Below are 19,031 nucleotides of genomic sequence, written 5' to 3'. Positions count from 1 at the left end.
GGGGGAGGATTTACAAGGCGACGACAGGAGGATCGGGGACTTGGACGGTTGAGCGCACCGTTACCAGCTCAGTGGGTCAAGGGATGGAGGTGCATAATGATTACCTCTACTACACTCGGAATACTACACTGGGACGATATGGCCTGCTCTCTGGTTCCCCTACTTTTGATGATAGTTTCCAGACTGGCTTGAATGACACCTCTGCGTCTGGATTTGCGCCCATCAAAGCCTTCAAGGAAGGAATTGCCGTTGGTCAGGGGAATGATCTCGGCTGGTACGATGGAACTACCTGGACGCAGAATAAGGTTGTGCTCCCAATAGGCTTCAATATCCGAACCCTTGAAGTCATTGATGAGTTCCTAGCGATTGGTGCCTGGCGTGGCAACTCAGTGACTGACTCTGAGCAGGGACTGATCTTCTTCTGGGATGGCTCAGCGACGACGTTCAACTTTTTTGTCGAAGTCCCGTACGGATCAGTCAATGCCATGGTGAATACCCAGAATCGCCTCTTCTCCTCTATTGGTTCTTCTGGCGAACTCTACCTTGGCTTCCAGCCATTCCGTAAGGTTCACAAGATCCCAAAGCTCGAGTTTGCCCGGTACCTCGACATCTTCCCAGGAGCGATTACCAACTGGAAAGGCTTAGTCCACATTGGTGTTTCTGGCAACCTCGATAGCTCCTCTGTGAAGGGTGGTGTCTACCAGTGGGGTTCTGTCTCCTCAAAGTACGCAGAAGCATTGAACTACCCGTACACGATTTCAACAGGAACAACGACTGGGACTACCCTGCGTATTGGTGCCCTTGAAGGGATTGGTGATGAGCTCTACATCGGCTGGCGAGACAACACCACCTACGGGGTTGATCGGGTGATCCAGACCGCTTCCCCCTATGCGAATGGAACCATTGAGGGACTCATCTTCGATGACCAACGAGCAGAGATGGACAAGACAGCCCTTGTTCTGAAGGCAACCCACAAGGCACTTGTGAGCGGTGAAAGCGTCCAGCTTGGATACAAGATAGATCGAGCAGCGGCCTATACAACTGGGACTGCCAACGCAACAGTTGGTTCGATTACGACTCGATTGCCAATTCCGAACGCTGATCGACGCTTCAATGAACTTCAGTATGAAGCGATTCTGGCAACGACTGGTGCTACTTCTCCGACACTTACCTCGCTATCTCTTCTTTATGAAGACAATGTAGGCAGCGAAGGCGAGTACTGAGAAGGGGCAGTCTAGCCATTTTGGCTATAAACTGCTAGGGTAGCTGTATGAAGAAAATCATGCTTACCCAACAGACATTTACTATTGTTAACGATGAGGATTACAAAAGACTGGCACCGTTCAAATGGTATAACCATCACGGTTATGCAGTACGGAATATCCAAGTAGGTTACAAGAAACGCAAATCCCTTTCAATGCACCAGGTCATTCTAAAGCCTCGAAAGGGATTTGAGATTGACCATATAAATGGAAACGAATTAGATAACCGTCGTTCAAATCTTCGTAGGGTTACTCATGCAAACAATATGTTTAATCAGAAAAAGCGTACGTTCAGAGGTGCTCCTACTACTTCAAAATATCGGGGTGTTTCATTCACCCAGGGTACGTGGCGTGCAATGATTGGTTATCATTACAAAAACATACTTGTTGGTCGCTTTGATAATGAGATTGAAGCTGCAAGAGCGTATGATAAGGCAGCACGAAAGTTGCACGGTAAGTTTGCTCGACTAAACATGCCACCAGAGTAAGGATACTAAATGCCTCGTGATCCAAAGATCAAGAATGAGTACTTCCCAGAGGTTGATCCCATCGACCCCACCTTCTTAGCGGATAATCGTCAACGAGTGAGCGAGATAGATGTTATCCCGCAGCAGGTGACTGATCGCCTGCTAGCAACAGGAGCCGTTGTAGCACATACTCTTTCTGGCGCTGCTCATACTGGTGGGTTATCTGCTGCTCAACATGGCTCTCTGGGAGCTATTGCTAGTGCCCATGCCTTTTCTGATCTTTCTGGGAGTATCGCTTCAAGCCAAATCCCAACGGCACATAAACGACGACTGTCAGTCTATGTAAAAGCCTCAGCTGACGCTGCTGCTGGTACTGCGACAGCCGAGATTCCAGTCTTCCAGGCGGTTGATGCAGTCACTATCACTGGCACTTTCTTCCTGCCAGGCGCAGCTTTGATTGCGGATAACACAAACTACGCGACGTTGCTGTGTTATCGACGCAGTACAACTGGTGGTACTCAGACAACCATTGCTTCCCGGACGACTCAGATCACAGGCAGCGGTAACTGGACGGCTTTTGATGGAGTAACACTCGGGACGCTTTCGGTTACTGCTGTCGCAGCCGGAGAAATGGTATCTTTTGAGATTACAAAGACGGCTGGTGGCGTTGTTGTCCCGACTGGCGTTTTCCAGATTGAATACACCATTGACTAAGTGTGTGATAGTATTTGCTTAAAGAGGCTCCCAGAAGCCCAAGACATTTTGTCTTGGGCTCATAAGTTTCAACTGACGTTTGGTACAGACTATGGCACTCACCGACCAATATGCGAAAGAAGTCGCACGAGGAGCGACTAGCCAATCCTTTGAAGATTGGTCGAAGGCGCATACGCAGAATGTTCGCCAATCTATTCAAAGTCTTCTTGGACGAGAAGCTCGTGGTGGTGAAGCAGAGGCGTTAGCTGCCGGAGAAGGTGATGTAGGGCGTATTCGAGAGAGACTCGTTGATCCCCTCGGTTTCCAATCACGAGAACAGGCTACCCAACAAGAAGCCTTCGCTCGCCGCCAAACTCAAGAGCGAGAGGCACTTCAGGGTCGGCAACGAGCTGAGGAGGAAGGATTGTTTAGAGAGTTCGAGCGGCTTTCTGGTGCTCAAGAAAAACTCCCAACAGCGATGCAGCGTCTCCGTGGCGAGCAGCGTATTCCACAGTTAGAAGAACAGCTCAACATTTTCAAGGGTGAGTCACGCAGTATTAAGAACCTGCTGGATCGTCTCGATGAAGATGTCACGACACGAACGCAGGGAACGTTGACGAATGAGGCCCAACGGCGCAGGCAGATCGCGGCTGAGGAAGAACCGCTCCAGAAGACGCTGGGCCGTCTTGGTATGGCCGCCGAACCAATCCTTGAAGCGATCTCAAAGGGTGAATCAAATGTTGTTCAACAACTTCAGCTTCTGACGGCTGAACAGCAGCGTGAACTCCAACCAGTCCTCCTCAGGATTGATCGGATGTCTGACCGCTTTAGCCGTGAGATGACTGGCTTTACCCAAGACAAGCAAACACAACTGACCCTCTTGCTCGACAAGATGCAGAGCGATCGTCAGCTCTCTCAACTTGAATGGCAACAAGCCAATCAACTAGCCGCAGCTGAGCGAGAGTTTGCCCAGCAGAAGCAGCTCTTGGAACAGCAGTTCGCTCATCAAGAGAAGCAGGCACTCCTTGGCTACGAAAAGATTGATCTTGGGAATCGGGTCGCCATTACGGATAAGCAGGGCAACATTCTTCGCTATGAGCCAAAAGGTAAGGTACCAGGATCAGGCAGTGGCACTGGAGGCACAGCACTTGATTCCGTGCTGAACAAGCTCCTGGGCAAAGATGGCGGTCGAGAAGAACCAGGCTTGCCAGTGGTAGGTGGCGAAGCTCTTCCGTCTGGTTTTGGTTCAGTCAGCAACCTACAGGGTATTCCTCTCGGACAGAGATCAATGTTCCAAACTCTCCAGAGTAGTACGGACACTATCCAAGGAGCTGGAACACCGGCGCAAGGGGCTCAGCTACAAGTGGCTGGCTCAAGACCAGCGAGCACGCAGGCTAAGGGACGACAGGAGATCATGCGGAATGCCTTTGCTGGTTTTCTTCCTAGTTCGCAAGGTGGATCATTGCTCGATAGTGCAACGAGGATTCTCGGAATAGTGAGATAGCTATGTCGATTACGCAGTCTGAACTCAAACGCAGGATGGAAGAGGCTCGTCGTCAAGGCTGGGACGATGCTCGGATTCAGCGTGCCTCACAGCAGACACTCACTCAGGAAGGGGGTCTAGCTCCAGAACAGCCAGCACCGGAACAACCACGTGAGCAGCCACGGAGCTTCGCTCGTGAAATTGCTCCGGCAGCGGTGGGGACTCTGACGGGCGCTCTTGGAGGGTTAGCCGGTTCAGTTGTCCCAGGAGTAGGAACAGTTGCCGGCGCTGCTGCTGGTTCAGCGCTTGGTGGGGCTGCGACTGAGGCATTTCTCCAGAAACGCGAAAGGAAGCGTGAGCCAGGGAGAGTTGTCGGAGAGGCTGCCTTTGGAGCGGCTGGGCCTCTGCTTGGAGGTGCCTTCCGTGGTCTCAAGGCCGCTACAGCAGCTAAGGCAGGGATCACTCAGCCATTTATCCAAAGTTTCAGCCAATCAATGAAGGCAGGCGTGGTCAATCCGAAGGTGGCTCCGACCAGCGTCTTTGCCTCCTGGAATCGTAAGCAGATCGTTGATGGGATTGATGAAGCAGGCAGGCTGGCAGGGATCAAGGTCGGTGGCGCGGCAGCCCAGCGTCAGGATCAGAACGCTAGAATTATGAAAGCACTTGGTGTTCAAATCAAAGAGGAACTAGCCGGGAACCCACGAGACATCCCCATCTATGGCGAAGGTGGGGTTATCAGCAACTTTATTGATCGGATTGGGCAGAGTCTCCATATCACCGGCAATGCTGAGGGGGTTGATGAAGTGATCTATAAAGTTGGAGAGAAAATTCAGAGAGCAGCCAAGAATGGCAGAATCTCCAGCGCTACACTTTTCCCGATCGGTCAAGAGGTTGGCGAACAGATGTCGAAGATTTACACCTCACTTGAGAAAGGCGGAGCAATCCCAGATAAGAAGAATGCGCTGGTGATTATTCGGGATACGATCGCCGAGGCAGTTGGCAAGGCTAACCCGCAAGTGGCCCAGAGAACAAAGCTCCAGTCACTGCTATTTGATGCCGCTGAGGGACTTGAGACATCGGCAACAGGAACGATCCCCCTTCTTGGGACTAACCTCCCCATCAAGCGAGGAGTCCAGCAAATCGGTGAGCTGATCCGTGGCACACTTGAGAAAATCACGCTTGAGGATATACCCCTGGCTCGGGAGGGACTCAACCGATTAGTCGAACAACTAGGCGTTCGTGGTGGAGCAGCGCTCTTCTTCCCGTCCGGCTCTTCTCTTGCAACAACCACCGCACCGATCATCGGTGCCACTGGTGACAAGGAGTTTGATACAAACCTAACGAAGGTCTTCTCTTCCATGAAACAACTAGGACAACAGCCTAGTTTGTCACAGCCGGTCAGTGGCCTCGAATCACAAATCTTTGGGAGTGGACTTGAGGGTGGTCTGGCTGGCACGAAGACAGAAGAGCCACTCATCTCTCAAGAGGAAATTACGGCTGCCATGCTTCTTGATCTAAAAGAAACGGGTGGGAAGCACATCAATGAACTCAAGACGATCTACGAGACTGCCAACAAAAAGAAAGCCGGTGGGATTGATCTCTCTGTCAACCAACAGAGAGATATTGCCAAGATTCAGACTGCTCGATCAGTATTGAAGTCTGCTGCCAACTTGGTCAGTTCAATGAATCCTGCTCAATCTGGCATCGGACAGAGAATAAAAGGTGTCGGTTTGAATATCCAAGGAGCGGTCGGTGAAAATAAGGTTGTTCAAGCCTATAACGAGATGAGAACTCCTCTCGCCATCACACTGATTAAGGCAATGGGTGAGGCAGGGCAGCTCGCCAAGTTTGACATCAAGACTGCCGAAGCACTGCTCCCTGGTTTTGGGAGTACAATGGGAGAGATTGAAGTGAAACTCGCTACCATTAATAGTATTTTCGATCAAGAAGTTGACAATATCATTGAGTCATCAAAACTGGGAGGAAAAACAGAAGTACCTGAACCACTCATCGGTACCGCATACGAGGAGTAATCATGGCAGATGTACAACAAATCAGCCCATTGATTCGAGAGGCATTGGAACGTCGAGCCAGTGCGACGGGTGGCTTGACACCCCAGACAACCCTGCCGGTGGGGGCTCAGGTCTCGGCCGTGCAGGGTTCAAATCCGACAGGAGCACCGACGCAGCAGGTTGCGCCGCCGAGTCTTAGCCCCTCTCCGACCACTGTGACGAGCTTCGGACGACAACTGGCGCAGGCTTCAGGTTCACAGACTGAGGGATTGCCTCCTGCTGCTCAACCACCAATTCAGGGAACGAACCCCCAACTGGTGAAGGGCTTACTCTCCACACTAGCTCGTTTTCTTTAGAGGTTCTATGGCTAATGGATCAGACAAAGAGCGAATCACACGCCTTGAAGTCAGTATTGATGACATCAAGGAAGACATAGAGGATATTAAGACGAATCATCTCGTCCATCTTAGAGAGGGCCTAGAAATGCTCAGCGCACATCTCCATAAGCAAGACATTGATCGGGCTCGCTGGCTTGGTGGATTAGGTGTAGCATTCTTTGTGATGCAGCTTATTATTCAATTCGCCTTCAAAAAGCTATGAAATTCCCGATCGACAAAATGGAGCCTATTGGGTTCAAATTCGGTGAGCCTTATCCAAACAATTCTTTCTTTAGAAAAAATGGCTTATCCGGGAAGCCACACCTGGGCATTGACATCATCTGCCCGATAGGTACCACAATAAAGGCACCTGAGAGCGGTGTTGCTCGTGCCTTATGGAATACTGATGGTGGCAATGTCGTTGAACTGATCGGAACATATACCCATCGTCTCATGCATTTAGAATATCCAGGGAATAGTGGGAAAGTCAGTGAAGGTGAAACCCTTGGTAAATCTGGAAATACCGGAAAATCATCGAAACCTCATTGTCATTGGGATGTTCGTAGAAATGGCACTACCATCAATTTCGCAAATTTCATTGATCCACTATCGTTGATAATAGAAGGAGGTAAAGTGACAGAAGACCAATACGCGCAGACGTACTATGAATTAGCCGGGAACCTATGGAAGCATGGCCATCCTGGAAAGACTCCTAACGAAGAGAGCCTGAAGAATGACTGTCGGGATGCTGCTCGCCGTAGGTTCGATGGCGAGATCTATGCGTTCAATAGCTATGTGGATAAGTGGTTGAGAGGAGACTAAGATGGCACAATCAAAAGTAGTCAAAGTATTCTGGACCAGTAAGACTTTTTGGGTAGCAGTACTCCAAGCGGTTGCCGGTGTGCTGGTTGCTCTACCGGCAGATAATCCAGAATTGGGTGGATTGATGATCTTAAAATCACTACTGGATGTCGTCATGCGATTCTTGACGAAAGCACCAGTTACGCTATAGTGAATTTGTCTCGTTTGATCCTCCTTTCGAGACACCCATTCCTTTTCCTGGGTAGCTCCCAGGGTGAATACATCCACAGGGCGCCTACAGGCGCCTTTGTGGTTTATATTTGATATACTCTTTCTACTGATGCCCTATGCATGGGGAATGAGTTTCGCATCACGATGTGTGGTGCCTGGGATGCGATAGGCGGGACAACTCGGTTGCTTCCACACTAAAAGCCGTGACGACCGCCACATCAGTACTGAGAACTGAGACCGGACTGTGTAAAGCGGTTCGGTCTTTTGTATGCCCCTTGACAACTTGTCGGGGGATTTGTATATTGAATATATCAGGGAAGTCGGACGTGCGTGTCATTTTCGTACAACTAGGTACCTGCACCGGAGCCGTCCATTCTTCCCTGAATGACATGCTTGCTCCGGTGCTTTTGTATGAAGGGTATTATGTCTGGTTGGGTTAAGCTACACCGCAAGATATTAGACAATAACTTCCTCATGCACGATCGAACGGCCTTCGATGTATTTGTAAAGCTACTTTTACTCGTTGATTTTTCCACAGGAGAATGGTCTGGTGGGACGTTCCAGCTCGCAAATTCTCTCGGTTACGCAACGCCAACTACAGCATATAGAGCAGTAAAAAGGCTCGAGACGCAACGGGTGGTGCAACGGTTGGTGCAACGTGGATATACCACAATTCGTATCTGTAAATGGCCAGAATACCAAGCTTCAAGCAACGACCAACGCAACGGTTCACGCAATCCTGACGCAACGCAGACGCAAACTTCCACGCAAACTCTTATAAGAAGTAAAGAAGTAAAGAAGAAAAGAAAAGAGGATTTTTTAGAAAACGGGACCAACCCTCTTTATAGAGAATGGTGTTTTAGCGGAAAGTTAGAGGGCATTAGCTTTGAGACATGGATACAAAGAATTTTTAAAAAGTGACTACTATAGGAGTCAATTAATGATAGAACGAGAGCAGGATGAATGGGCAGACCGGCACTGAATACAAATAAAGAATGGAGGTATCGTGGATTTTATTTGGATAATGATCGGGATACTACTCTTCTTTGACATAGTTTTCTTATATTTTCTCTATCGAATTATCAATTTTATAGGGGGGTTACATGATGACATTAGAGGAGTTGTACAGCTTGCTGCTCGTCAGAAGATGGATTCGAGGAGAGTTTCTCCGTCAAACATGGGTCGAAAGAAGGATTAATGAGCAGAGTAGACACCGAAAATTGGGTAGAAGCCTTCAGCGACAGGTTCTGGGAGGAACACGGTCGATTAGCCACCCAGGAAGAGATTGATGAAGCATTTGAGTCTGCTGAAGGGGATGCTATAGATCTTGCAGTTGATGTCTATCGTGATGAATTGGCAGAAAGAGTTCCCCAATGAGTGAGAATGATACAAATGAGAATAAGACAGATGGGTCTGGTAATGCTTGTTGCTGTCTCATCCTCCTGATCGTTCTCTTCCCGGTTGTAGGTTCCTGGACTATCGGGGTTATCAACTGGTTAATGAGCTTATTCTATTAGGAGTCAATGATGAAAACGCTCACCAGAAGCGATGAAATACTCAAAGAAATTACTACACGATATATGACGGGCCAGATTAGCTGGGTTGATGCAGAGGAAAAGATGATCGATGAAGGAATGAGAGTAGTGTACTGTCACCACAATTTCTTCGAGGGGATATGTCTTCGGTGTGAAGAGTCAGAAAGCAGCATACAATGATCGAAACTCCCAAACTTGATCTAGCTACCTTTCTAGCCATGCAAGGATATGAACCAGTGAGCGTGAGAGTAATCAACGATCGTTTCTATCACTATACCTTCTCGATTCAGCCCACTGATTTTCAGCGTATCCGGGCAGAGTTTGATAGCTCTGATATTAAAGAGTTCATCGTGAAACGACATCAGCTCAAGGCGATGGGTGATGATAAGAGAAAGGAGGACCATGAAGCTCAGTCTTGATACCGAAAAACTACCAGCCCTCATTGAGGGATCGAATCAGTTTCTCTCTAACCAGAAGGCTGAGGATATTTTGGTAACGATTCTGACGATGAAAGAGCAGGTTGATGCAGCTCTTGAACAAGTAAAAACAGTTCTTGCAGAAAAGATGCACGAGATACATCCGAACCTGACAGCAGTCTCAGGAGATAGAGTGAAAGTTTCGCTACGGTACTATGGATCGAAGTATGCCTTCAAGGGAGACCCAGAGCCATTGGTTGACCAGGGTTATGTTCGCCGCTCAGTTCGGTACGACGTGATGAGTCAGGCAGTGGAAGCAGCCGGGAAAATCCCGAAGGGTATTGTTCCGCTCCAACGTGAACAGCAGATAGTGATTCGGAGGATCGATGCCGGCTCTAACTGACCTATCGCATACGTTGACTGCCAGCTACTCACTACTCCGGGCCTGGGAGCTTGGCAAAAGCGATGATGCAGTCAAAATGTACTTTCGCTTTGATCGTCCATCTTCAGAGGCAATGGAGAATGGGAAGAACTATCATGCTCACTGGGCTACCCAGTTGCTTAAGACCAAAACGTGCGATTTACTCGCTGGACGTGTCTTGACTCATCCAGTGGTCGAAAAACGCTACGAAGCCTCACGCTTTCCCTGGCTTTCCTTGGCCGGAGTGATCGACTGCCATGATGAAGATATCCTGTTTGAATGGAAGACTGGAAAGACAACGGCTTCGACCTACATTGATACGCATCAGATTGGTCTGTATGGATACCTCCTTAAAATGGCTGGGGTACCTATCAGGAGAGCTGAGGTTTGGAGAATGGATACAACGAAAGGAGAAACCGATGGAATAGAAATTGACGTATCATTCTGTCACATGACACCGGATCGAATGGGTAAGGCAGTTGAGTGGGCTGAAGGACTAGCCTATGAAATCCATGAATTCTTCTCTAAGCAGGGATACTATGACAAATATGGAGCTAGAAGGAAGCAAAAGGAGCAACAATGACACTTGAACGAGTTGGTGACTTTCTACCTGGAAACTACACACCACCAAAAGGTGGCGGCAATTATATGAAATTCGTACAGGGAGTAAATACCTTCCGGTTCCTCTCTAAGCCAATCATGGGGATGGAGTACTGGAAGACGATCGTTGGGCAGGATGGGACAGAGACGCGGAAACCAGTACGAGTCCGTCCTGGTGAAGACATTAGCATATCTGAGATTGGGGATCAGCCGCCAAAACATTTTTGGGCGATGATCGTCTGGAACTACAATGACCGGCAGGTACAGATTCTTGAGATTACCCAACGAACGATCATTGACACGATTACCTCTCTGGCGAGGAACCCAAAGTGGGGATCACCATTAGGCTACGATCTCGTAGTAACCCGTGAGGGTGAGAGGAAGGAAACAAAGTACAATGTGACCCCTGACCCAAAGGAAGAGCTGTCAGAAGAGGTTCAGAAGGCTCTGGAATCCACCACAATCAATCTTGAGGCGCTCTATGATGGAGGAGACCCATTTGCTAAGAAAGCGCAGCAGAATGAAGAGCAGAGTGAACAAAGTGACGAAATAAACGTTGATGATGTCCCATTCGGTTAGGAGGAGATATGGAACCCATATTTACGATACTAATAGTTTCGCTCTGTCTATTGTTAATTATTTTCGTAGGTAACTGGCTTTCTTTGAGAAAGGATGAAGTACGAATGCGGAGAAATTTCAAGAAAGGATGGCAGCGATGGCAGAGAAAACCAACGCTCAGAAGCTCTTCGGCCTTCTCAAAGACGGGAATTGGCACACTCACCTTGAAATGAGAGCAATTGCTGGAACCGATTTCCGAGCCCGTCTCTCAGCGATTCGTAAGCAACTTGAAGGAACAAAGTACGAAATTTTGGATCGCAGAGGTCGGGATGGACACACGTTAGATCATAAGCTCGTGAGTGCTGAAAAAGCTACCGATGTACCGCAATTAGAGGAAAGGCAAAACAAGCGTCCTGGGTGGCCAGACAATGTCACATTCAAGCGCTGGAAGAATGAGTGGCGTAAAAAAGCGCGAGAGAAAGGGTTGCGATGAAGTGGCAATCAGCGATACCAGGCAAAGGCAAGGGTAGTCGTTCCCCAGCGATGCAGCGGTACTTTGAGGAGGAACGGTGGAAGAAAAACAAGGAACGAAGGATAGAGAGAGAAGTACGACGACGACTAAAGAAGGAACGATGACACTACATATTGCACAAGAATTGAGGGCATCGCGGGAAGCTCGTGGTCTGAGTCAGGCAGAACTCGCGCTACTTTCTAGGATTAGCCGAAGCTATCTATCTGATCTTGAACGGGGAAAACGAAATCCCTCGATAGGGATACTTGAGGAACTAGCGAAGTCACTTCATGGGACACTGGATTTGAGATTGAAGGTATGAACGCATGGAATCGTTTCATAGGAGGAATGATGAAAGAAATACGTTGTACCAGATATTGGAGGAAGAATGAAAGTAATCAAGAGACTGCAAGGCGATGAGTGCGGTCACTCTCAGAAGACTATCGTGCAGAAGATCAATACGTTGGTCGATGCGATGAATGATCTGTCAGGATTTTTCGGACAGATTACAAATAAACAAACAAGATCAGTTCATTTTCACACCGAGATTGGAACTGGCCGCCAAGTGCCTTGTGTGGGCTGCCAGATTACTACCGCCTCAACAACGCAACCAGTAGAGCGTGTTCCCGACGAAACATCTCAGAAAGAGGAGGAGTGCGAATGCGATTGTGGCTCTCGTCCTGCTTGGACGAAAAAGTTTCCAGATTCTCGCCAAGAACGGGGATCGTCAGGATAATCGGTTAGAGAACCTTGAACTTTGGACAACAATTCAGCCAGCGGCTCAGCGAGTAGAAGACAAGATAACGTTTGCCAAGTCTATTCTACGAGAATATTGAGAAACACTATGCGACCATTGAGGTTTAGAGTCTGGTCTTTTGATCGAAAGGAAATGCTTTATCCGAGTCAGGTCGAGGTTCCAGGACGACATCCCGAACTATTGGAACTAATGCAGTTTACAGGTTTAGTTGATCGTCACGGGAAAGAGATTTATGAAGGGGACATAGTTCGAGCAGACAACCACAATGCTGGGCAGGATAACCAAGAGTACAGTAGCGAAGTCATCTGGGGTCAGGAGCTGGCACGGTATTGTCTCTTGGATCAAGAATGCCGATGTGGCTGTTTTAATGATTTAGTTGATATGGGAGTAGAAGTCATCGGGAACATCTACGAGAACCCAGACCTCTTGGAGGCCAAATGACTGATGTCTATGAAGAACCGATCACGGAGAGACAGAGAATCCCACTTGCAAATGGGAGGGCAATAGTCTTGGACTATCCAACTGACTTGTCGCTCGAAGAGGTAAGAAAAATCGGGACAGTTCTTGAAGTTATGATTGCACTCAAAGGATGAGCTATGACCGATGAAGAGCTGCGGGAACAAGTCAGTAAAGTGTTGAGAATAACAGCTCAGTGTTGTGGGTGCAGAGCTTGGAGAACACGGGTTGATGACGTTGTAGAGCTGATCCAAGCCGCCGAGCAGCGAGGGTACGCGAGAGCAGCCAACACCTACATGCTTCACGGAGAAGAGGAGCGGATCAAAGAGGCAGAGGAGCGATCCCGCAAACAATTCGCCGACGAACTAGCCTACAGTAATGACTGGCGGGTATTGATCGAGGCCGAGCTGGAGAAAGGACAAGTATGACTAGTGTAGACGACCTCATGGGTATCCTTGGCATCAAGCAAAGTGAGGAGCAGAAGAAACTCCAGTGGCTCAAAGAGAATGGCTTTGAAGCACTAGCTAGACAGTTAGCGAACAAGGAAAGTGAGGACAAATGAAGGTTTCGTTCACCAAGTATGAGTTGGATCAACTTATTCGTAAGGTACTCAACGTCCCAAACAATGAAAGTCTAGACATCTACATTGAGTCACCGTTCCAATCGAATGTTCAGAAGACTCCTGATAGTTTGTTGCTTAGTTCCATCAAGGTGGGGAAGGAGCAGGATGAGTAAACCTAACCCACAGACAGAGACGTTGCGACTTGAAGATCAAGAGATCGAGGAAGACTGGGACTTCATCACGGTGAATGTGGATCATAACCCTGAGGTGCTTCGAGCAATTCGGAAGTTTATTGAATCCAAGGTCAAAGTCGCTCAGGTAGAGCTGCTAGACCGATTAGAAGGTTTGATTTCAGAAAAGGAGCATAAGTTAGTTATGGCATCTGGTAACCAGCATGAAAATGGCAAGACTATTGGAGCAAGAATCAAGGAATTGCATTGGGCTAAGAGAAAGATTGCTGCTGAGCGGGAGAGAATTGAGAAGGATAGTTTACAATAGGTTTACAATCCTCAGTTCACAGTAGGTGTGTGACTCGACTGAAGACCCACCCTTTACGGCCGTGAGCGAGGCGTAAAACACAACTATGATTGGATTATAGGTGTGGGGGCAGAACCCATTCATTTGGATCGACTCACGGGAACTGGTCGCCACTTACTTTGAGCTATGGAAATGGAGATTTGTAGTATAATCAAAGTACATGACGCTACGTCAGGTAGGGCGCATCGCTATGGTAGCAGCCCTCGCGGTAACTCTCTTCGCACCCAGTCCAGCGGGAGGAGAGGGTGGCGCACAACCAGGTTCTGACGATCCTCCGATACACACCGTCACTGAACCTCAACCAGACTCTGAGCTTCTCTTCAGTTTGTCAGATGACCCGAGTCGAGAAGAAATCAAGGTTACCCTCTCTCTTGCAGCCCGTACACTTGGTCTCGAAGAAGCACGAATGCTTCGTATTGCTGCCTGCGAGAGCGGCTATAACTATCGAGCACAGAACAAACACAGTTCGGCCCGAGGAATCTTTCAGTTCCTTTCGAGTACGTGGGCAGTCGCCGCCAGAGAGGTCGGGATTGACCCCGACTCGTTCCGTGGGGACCCATCTGCACAGATCATCGTTGGAATGAAGTACATACAGAATCACGGATACGGTGCTTGGGAGTGCAAGTGACGTGGTATACTGTGTCTGTAGGGGAACACTATGGAACGAATCGCAGTAGCAATCCCGCTGGGCCTTATGGCTCTGGGGTTGCTATATTTTTTTGGGAGGACAGATGTGGGTAGAGATATGGCTGGGAATCTTATTCGTGGTTTGCGGCCTACCAGTAGTGATATTCTTGTCGATGCTCCTTGGTAGTACTGTACAGTTTCTAAACAGTTGGTGCAGACAAATATATACAACATTGAGAAAACTATCCAAACGTCGTCGGTAGGTGTCCCCCCAGAGCTTTCCCCATCTCTGGTGGGACACGTGCTTAGAGCGACAGGTACTCTAGGCACTACTTTACAACAGGGGTAGTAATTTGACGACATTCGTTGGCGGTATCGAAGGGAGTGAGTCCAACGCAGTTCAGCATCTCTAGGCCAGCCTATGACTATCGGTCGTTTGATCAGTGGTTTTCCATCGTGGAAGCCCAGATCGAGAATGAGCTTGCAGAACGCATCGCCTTGGTCCTGAAGGAGACGCTTTCGAACATTCGAGAGTTTCAGTTGGGTATGGACTTGCGACGCTCGATCTTTCTACAGGCGACGGTGACACCTGACTTCGTTCAGATCATCGTCCACGACTCCGGTCCGCCCTGGCGGTCTGACGGGATTCTCGAAATCCCTGACGCCGCTGAGCGGATGCAACAACTTCTTGGATCGCTCGCTGAACGGGGCAGGGGCCATCTGATGATGGTGCTTCTCTGCGACGAGGTACGATTCGAGCACCATGGAGTAAGGAGAGTGCTCACTTGGCAAAGGAACGGAAGATCATCGTCTCCATCCGCCCCAGACGGCTTCACCGGAGTATGAACTGTCAGTGTGGCAGAGTCATGCAACGGAGCGAGCTGCTGGTGGACGGGGTCAACACTACCTTTCGCTACTTCGCGTGGTTCTGCAAGAAAGATGGCAGGGTAATCATCGAACGGCCGGAAGGAGGTGGCACCTGATGCGCTATAACAAGCGGAGAAAGCATCGGAAGCGATGTGGAACGTAAAGGTCTGTCTTCAATGCAACAGTTCACACGACCTCATCGCTGGCGATACGGTAGTCAGTGGTGGTATCATCTACGATCACGATGCTTGTCTGGCTTGTGGCCTCGTGTTCGAGGAGACTGTCATCGGGTGTGAAGTCAAACGTGGACGCATGAGCTTCCGAGCTCCAACGCCCAAGCAGAAACCTCAGATCGCTGAACTCAAACTGCGGGATCGGTCGATGTACGTCGGATGGATCGAGCTTCTCGATCATATCCAGGAGAACATTGACCGCCAGCTCCGTGCTGAACAGTTCAGCGCTCATGCCTGTCACTTCCTGATGACGGCGAAGGTCGTGGTCGGGTACCTGAGAGCCATCCTAGAGAAGCGGATCAACGGTATCGATCTGTATTTCAAAGGACAACAGGATGCAGGAGAGTGATATGCCTCGTAAGAATAGTAAGGCGAGAGTACGAAGGCTCGCTCCGACTCCGATCAAGCGAGCACCCATCAAGCGGAAGAAAAAGTAAGGTTCCTCCGGTGAGGAACTATCCTCGTCGATTCCTACCAAGGGACCGACTTGGATCACTGACTACCCCTCTATCTCGGGGGAGACTCATCATCTCCCCTTCATTTTATGTAAGTTGACACCATAAGTTGACACTATGAAGCCAACAAAGACACAAAAGGCGAGACTCTACACACTGCTACGAAAAGCAGTGATTCGGCGTGATGGTGAGATATGCCAGAAATGTGGCAAAACACAGATACTTCACCTCTCACATATCTATCCAAAGGGCAAATACCGACGTATGGAGTTTGAGTTGGACAATGTGAAGCTGCTCTGTGCTGGTTGCCATATTTTCTGGTGGCACAAGAATCCCATAGAAGCGCACGAGTGGTTGCAGACTGTCGTTCCAAAGGAACGTCTGGATAAGCTACGACTACAAGCACAGTATATCGACAAGTCACCAATAGACTATGCAGCCCTTGAACTGTACCTTGAGAATATCTGATCGACATTCATGGTTTCGATACTATGCCAATTCAAAAGTTCCCCTGGGGTTCACCATCCCCTGACCTGATCGTCGCCGGCGTGGTGGTGTGTCCAAATTGTCGTAAGGAGCCGGCCACGCTCGATCGAGTATATGGCGTGATGCGCGGCGCGGACTGTCTGGCAGCTGATCGTGCCTGGTTGGACGCACACCCGATCGGTCGGTATCCGGCGTTCGACAACGCCAGGCGCAAGGATCGCCGGACACACGCCCAAGACCTGATCCAGCCATACGTCGCGGATCGGCGCGGACACTTGACAGTCAATGACGACTTTGTGAGTGCGTATCCTGAAAAGGTACACCTCCACTATAATGGTGAGCAACTACGAAAAGCGGGTAAGCGTGACTTGGCTGAGCACGTCGAAAAACTCCTCACCAAACAGTCACGCCTGATGACTGCTGATCGGGCTGCTACTGCGCGGCGGCGGCGTATTCCGTTGCAGTAGGAGCATCGAATCACGTTTGATCGCTTCGAGCTTGCCCCGTTCGATCCACTTTCTGACCGTGATTTTATGGACTCCGTGCATGGCTGCGTATTCCCTCGCGCTCACGACTTCATCTCGTAAGACCACGCGGACCCGTCGGCTCATGGTGCGGGCTGGTTTCTTTTTTTTCATAGACCTCCTAATTTTGACTTGGTAAAGGGGCGGCTGGTTCATTGCCTCGCCGCCCCAGGGTATCTGCTGCGTAGGGGTGCCGGCTATCCCGTAGGAGCCGAGCCGTGCTACGCACCCGAATTGTCCTCATTCCATAGGTCGATTGTAGTGGTGTTGTGATCGTCCCTACGTTTTCCGACACTTCGACATTTTCGAACCCCAACCGTACCCGTAGCGCTTCCGCCTCCTCCATGACTCTCTGTTCCATGAGTGACTCCTTCTGTAGCCGTCAAATAGTGACGGCTCCCAGGTTTGCTAGACTGGTATTTTTCCCACTATATCCTCGGAGCAATAGTACACGCCGTCTATACTTGCCCACTCCAAGCGTAGACCGAGTTTGCCACAGGTGCCACACTGGACGTGTGCGCTGTCGTCGAGTTCGTTCTGTACCTCTTTGATCATTGCGTGTCCTCGTAATTGAAAAAGCGAGCGTAGTCTATCACCTGCTCCTCTTGCTCTTTGGTCAGGTGGTAGTCAGTCCACTCCGTGCCCCAGTCCTGATACTCAAGCCTCGCAGTTTCCGGTTCGTCGCTCAAGTCTCCGATGATCCGAACCGCCGGTCCGCCGGTACAGAGTAGAATCGTGTACTCACTGTCCTTGTTTTCTGCTCCTGGAATATGCCACCCGCCGCGGACTTCGACGCATAGGGGTGTTTCGTGGACTCGCTCCTCGAATTGGTCGACGGTCAAGGTTTCCCCGTCATGGTCAACCGTTCCTGATTCCTTGGCCTGATCGTAGGCTGCTAGTAATCCCTGGATTGCTTCGAGTTGTACTTGTGCCTGTTCTTTGGCCGTGTCGTTGGTCATTGTGCCCGCCTCTCGATGCGGATATTGCTCGTTGGCATGATCCTATCGCCTAGGTTGAACATGAATGATTGGTCTGTTTGCCATATCTCGAAGTTATGGCCGTTGTCGTCGGTATAGCTTCCCCACATTCTCATCAGTTCCAAGTCTACCTGTCGTGGTGTTGAATCTGTGAGATTTGCGAAGGCTATACGCGCTAGTCCTTGGTATTCCATGGTGTCCTTCCTTTTGAGGCGGAGAGCTTGGCGGTGAAGCGTGCCGGCGGTGGTACATGAGCCACCCCGTAACAGTTCCCGCCAAGCCTCCTATTTGTATTACCCACCGAGCGAATCGTAGACGACGTCCTCAGTGGTAAATACATTGTAGCAGATGGGATACAGCTTGTCAATACCCACTCCCAACCTGTAGAATGGAAGCATGATTGCCTTGCTCTCATTCCTTCTGGGGACAACTCTGGGCTATCTCTACGCGCTCCACCGCTTGCGGCCGGACACCTCGCCCATCCCTCAACCTCAGACGATCCCGCCGCAAGAGACGAAAAAAGAGGAACCAGAACAGAAGCCCGAGCCTCTTGAGTCTGTCGGTCGCCGACGACTGAGCCGAACCGAGCGACAATGGCTGACACCTGAGGCAAGAGCGGCGCGGAAGTGGTTGGAAGACGACGATTCCCCCCCGCCTCCGAGCTTGTTTTTCTCGTAGCCGATAGCTCCGCAGAGGTAGACGGTTGTGCACCTCTTGGAGGCAAGGAGGGAAAGAAGACAAAAGAGAACAAAACACACCATCAGTCGAAAGCGTCAGAGACGCAACCAGGGAGGCTCTTGGGGCAGTCCCACGTCTTCTAACAGGAGTGAATATATATCCAATTGGTACCAAAGTCCTTAGCGTAACAGTAGAATGCATCCTGACGCATTGTAGCGTGTTTGAACCTGTAAAATCCTTAGCGTAACACGGGGGATAGTCAAAGGGTGGGGATGGGGGTACCAAGAAGAAGTTAGCTACTGCGATTCTCGGTTCATTCTCCTATAATTTTATCGTGTTACGCTAAGGGGACTAGGCGGGGGTTATAGGGCACTGTTACGCTAATTTTAGCACTGTTGTTACGCTAAACGTCAGCTGAAGCTAAGGTCACTGGACGTAGTCACTGGACGTAGTGGATAGAGTTTGTTACGCTAAGTAACTATTCAATAGTGGGAGGAGTCCCTGT

28 protein-coding genes are annotated in these 19,031 nt (G+C 49.6%); 25 read left to right on the top strand and 3 right to left on the bottom strand.

What is annotated here, in order from left to right; all coding sequences use genetic code 11:
* From QME66_04365 to QME66_04250, 24 genes are all read left to right on the top strand, one after another.
* A partial coding sequence (locus QME66_04365; protein ID MDI6808204.1) for a hypothetical protein occupies window positions 1-1,223 on the top strand: 1,223 nt, incomplete at its 5' end.
* A 47-nt stretch (window positions 1,224-1,270) separates the two neighbouring features.
* Window positions 1,271-1,750, top strand: a complete 480-nt coding sequence (locus QME66_04360; GenBank protein MDI6808203.1) for an AP2/ERF family transcription factor — start codon at window positions 1,271-1,273, stop codon at window positions 1,748-1,750.
* 9 nt (window positions 1,751-1,759) lie between these two features.
* Window positions 1,760-2,443 (top strand): hypothetical protein, encoded by a 684-nt coding sequence (locus tag QME66_04355; GenBank protein MDI6808202.1) that lies wholly within the window; start codon window positions 1,760-1,762, stop codon window positions 2,441-2,443.
* A gap of 91 nt (window positions 2,444-2,534) precedes the next feature.
* Window positions 2,535-3,926 carry a hypothetical protein gene (locus QME66_04350; protein ID MDI6808201.1) on the top strand — a complete coding sequence of 464 codons (1,392 nt, stop codon included), beginning with the start codon at window positions 2,535-2,537 and terminating at the stop codon, window positions 3,924-3,926.
* 194 nt (window positions 3,927-4,120) lie between these two features.
* Window positions 4,121-5,938, top strand: coding sequence for a hypothetical protein (locus QME66_04345; protein MDI6808200.1), 1,818 nt, complete (start codon window positions 4,121-4,123; stop codon window positions 5,936-5,938).
* A gap of 342 nt (window positions 5,939-6,280) precedes the next feature.
* Window positions 6,281-6,517, top strand: coding sequence for a hypothetical protein (locus QME66_04340; GenBank protein ID MDI6808199.1), 237 nt, complete (start codon window positions 6,281-6,283; stop codon window positions 6,515-6,517).
* On the top strand, window positions 6,514-7,116 hold the full coding sequence (locus QME66_04335; protein MDI6808198.1) for a M23 family metallopeptidase: 603 nt from the start codon (window positions 6,514-6,516) through the stop codon (window positions 7,114-7,116). The genes QME66_04340 and QME66_04335 overlap by 4 nt, the downstream gene beginning before the upstream one ends.
* 1 nt (window position 7,117) lies before the next feature.
* Window positions 7,118-7,306 (top strand): hypothetical protein, encoded by a 189-nt coding sequence (locus QME66_04330; protein ID MDI6808197.1) that lies wholly within the window; start codon window positions 7,118-7,120, stop codon window positions 7,304-7,306.
* Window positions 7,307-7,737: 431 nt separating this feature from the next.
* Window positions 7,738-8,247: a hypothetical protein gene (locus QME66_04325; protein MDI6808196.1), complete on the top strand. Its 510-nt coding sequence runs from the start codon at window positions 7,738-7,740 to the stop codon at window positions 8,245-8,247.
* 276 nt (window positions 8,248-8,523) lie between these two features.
* The gene (locus QME66_04320) at window positions 8,524-8,703 is read left to right on the top strand and encodes a hypothetical protein (GenBank protein ID MDI6808195.1); all 180 of its coding nucleotides are present in this window, start codon (window positions 8,524-8,526) and stop codon (window positions 8,701-8,703) included.
* Between the two features lie 149 nt (window positions 8,704-8,852).
* Window positions 8,853-9,041 (top strand): hypothetical protein, encoded by a 189-nt coding sequence (locus QME66_04315; GenBank protein MDI6808194.1) that lies wholly within the window; start codon window positions 8,853-8,855, stop codon window positions 9,039-9,041.
* Entirely contained in the window at window positions 9,038-9,280 is a 243-nt protein-coding gene (locus QME66_04310; GenBank protein MDI6808193.1) for a hypothetical protein, read from the top strand. The genes QME66_04315 and QME66_04310 overlap by 4 nt, the downstream gene beginning before the upstream one ends.
* Entirely contained in the window at window positions 9,264-9,680 is a 417-nt protein-coding gene (locus QME66_04305; protein ID MDI6808192.1) for a hypothetical protein, read from the top strand. The genes QME66_04310 and QME66_04305 overlap by 17 nt, the downstream gene beginning before the upstream one ends.
* Window positions 9,664-10,281 (top strand): hypothetical protein, encoded by a 618-nt coding sequence (locus QME66_04300; protein ID MDI6808191.1) that lies wholly within the window; start codon window positions 9,664-9,666, stop codon window positions 10,279-10,281. Before QME66_04305 ends, QME66_04300 begins: the two co-directional genes overlap by 17 nt.
* A complete protein-coding gene (locus QME66_04295; protein ID MDI6808190.1) occupies window positions 10,278-10,877 on the top strand; it encodes a hypothetical protein in 600 nt (199 codons plus the stop codon). Before QME66_04300 ends, QME66_04295 begins: the two co-directional genes overlap by 4 nt.
* A gap of 136 nt (window positions 10,878-11,013) precedes the next feature.
* A complete protein-coding gene (locus tag QME66_04290) occupies window positions 11,014-11,349 on the top strand; it encodes a hypothetical protein (GenBank protein ID MDI6808189.1) in 336 nt (111 codons plus the stop codon).
* A gap of 76 nt (window positions 11,350-11,425) precedes the next feature.
* A complete protein-coding gene (locus QME66_04285) occupies window positions 11,426-11,689 on the top strand; it encodes a helix-turn-helix transcriptional regulator (protein MDI6808188.1) in 264 nt (87 codons plus the stop codon).
* 66 nt (window positions 11,690-11,755) lie between these two features.
* On the top strand, window positions 11,756-12,103 hold the full coding sequence (locus tag QME66_04280; GenBank protein MDI6808187.1) for a hypothetical protein: 348 nt from the start codon (window positions 11,756-11,758) through the stop codon (window positions 12,101-12,103).
* Between the two features lie 458 nt (window positions 12,104-12,561).
* Window positions 12,562-12,717, top strand: coding sequence for a hypothetical protein (locus QME66_04275; GenBank protein ID MDI6808186.1), 156 nt, complete (start codon window positions 12,562-12,564; stop codon window positions 12,715-12,717).
* A gap of 3 nt (window positions 12,718-12,720) precedes the next feature.
* Window positions 12,721-13,008, top strand: a complete 288-nt coding sequence (locus tag QME66_04270) for a hypothetical protein (protein MDI6808185.1) — start codon at window positions 12,721-12,723, stop codon at window positions 13,006-13,008.
* Window positions 13,005-13,142 carry a hypothetical protein gene (locus QME66_04265; GenBank protein ID MDI6808184.1) on the top strand — a complete coding sequence of 46 codons (138 nt, stop codon included), beginning with the start codon at window positions 13,005-13,007 and terminating at the stop codon, window positions 13,140-13,142. Before QME66_04270 ends, QME66_04265 begins: the two co-directional genes overlap by 4 nt.
* A 165-nt stretch (window positions 13,143-13,307) precedes the next feature.
* Window positions 13,308-13,640: a hypothetical protein gene (locus tag QME66_04260; protein MDI6808183.1), complete on the top strand. Its 333-nt coding sequence runs from the start codon at window positions 13,308-13,310 to the stop codon at window positions 13,638-13,640.
* A gap of 229 nt (window positions 13,641-13,869) precedes the next feature.
* Complete coding sequence (locus QME66_04255) at window positions 13,870-14,307, top strand: transglycosylase family protein (GenBank protein ID MDI6808182.1); 438 nt, start codon at window positions 13,870-13,872, stop codon at window positions 14,305-14,307.
* A gap of 365 nt (window positions 14,308-14,672) precedes the next feature.
* The gene (locus QME66_04250; protein ID MDI6808181.1) at window positions 14,673-15,152 is read left to right on the top strand and encodes an ATP-binding protein; all 480 of its coding nucleotides are present in this window, start codon (window positions 14,673-14,675) and stop codon (window positions 15,150-15,152) included.
* A 207-nt stretch (window positions 15,153-15,359) separates the two neighbouring features.
* Here QME66_04250 and QME66_04245 read toward each other — a convergent pair whose 3' ends face one another.
* On the bottom strand, window positions 15,360-15,638 hold the full coding sequence (locus QME66_04245) for a hypothetical protein (protein ID MDI6808180.1): 279 nt from the start codon (window positions 15,636-15,638) through the stop codon (window positions 15,360-15,362).
* Window positions 15,639-15,978: 340 nt separating this feature from the next.
* Here QME66_04245 and QME66_04240 point away from each other — a divergent pair, with 340 nt between their 5' ends.
* Window positions 15,979-16,329 carry a hypothetical protein gene (locus tag QME66_04240; GenBank protein ID MDI6808179.1) on the top strand — a complete coding sequence of 117 codons (351 nt, stop codon included), beginning with the start codon at window positions 15,979-15,981 and terminating at the stop codon, window positions 16,327-16,329.
* A gap of 422 nt (window positions 16,330-16,751) precedes the next feature.
* On the opposite strand, the gene QME66_04235 is transcribed toward QME66_04240, so the two are convergent.
* Window positions 16,752-16,985 (bottom strand): hypothetical protein, encoded by a 234-nt coding sequence (locus QME66_04235; protein MDI6808178.1) that lies wholly within the window; start codon window positions 16,983-16,985, stop codon window positions 16,752-16,754.
* Window positions 16,986-17,422: 437 nt separating this feature from the next.
* Window positions 17,423-17,830: a hypothetical protein gene (locus tag QME66_04230; GenBank protein MDI6808177.1), complete on the bottom strand. Its 408-nt coding sequence runs from the start codon at window positions 17,828-17,830 to the stop codon at window positions 17,423-17,425.
* Between the last annotated feature and the right edge of the window lie 1,201 nt (window positions 17,831-19,031).

The organism is Candidatus Eisenbacteria bacterium (assembly GCA_030017955.1).
Lineage (GTDB): Bacteria > Eisenbacteria > RBG-16-71-46 > JASEGR01 > JASEGR01 > JASEGR01.
The sequence above is the reverse complement of the archived record's forward strand: the minus strand, read 5'-3'. Positions and strand labels throughout refer to the sequence as shown.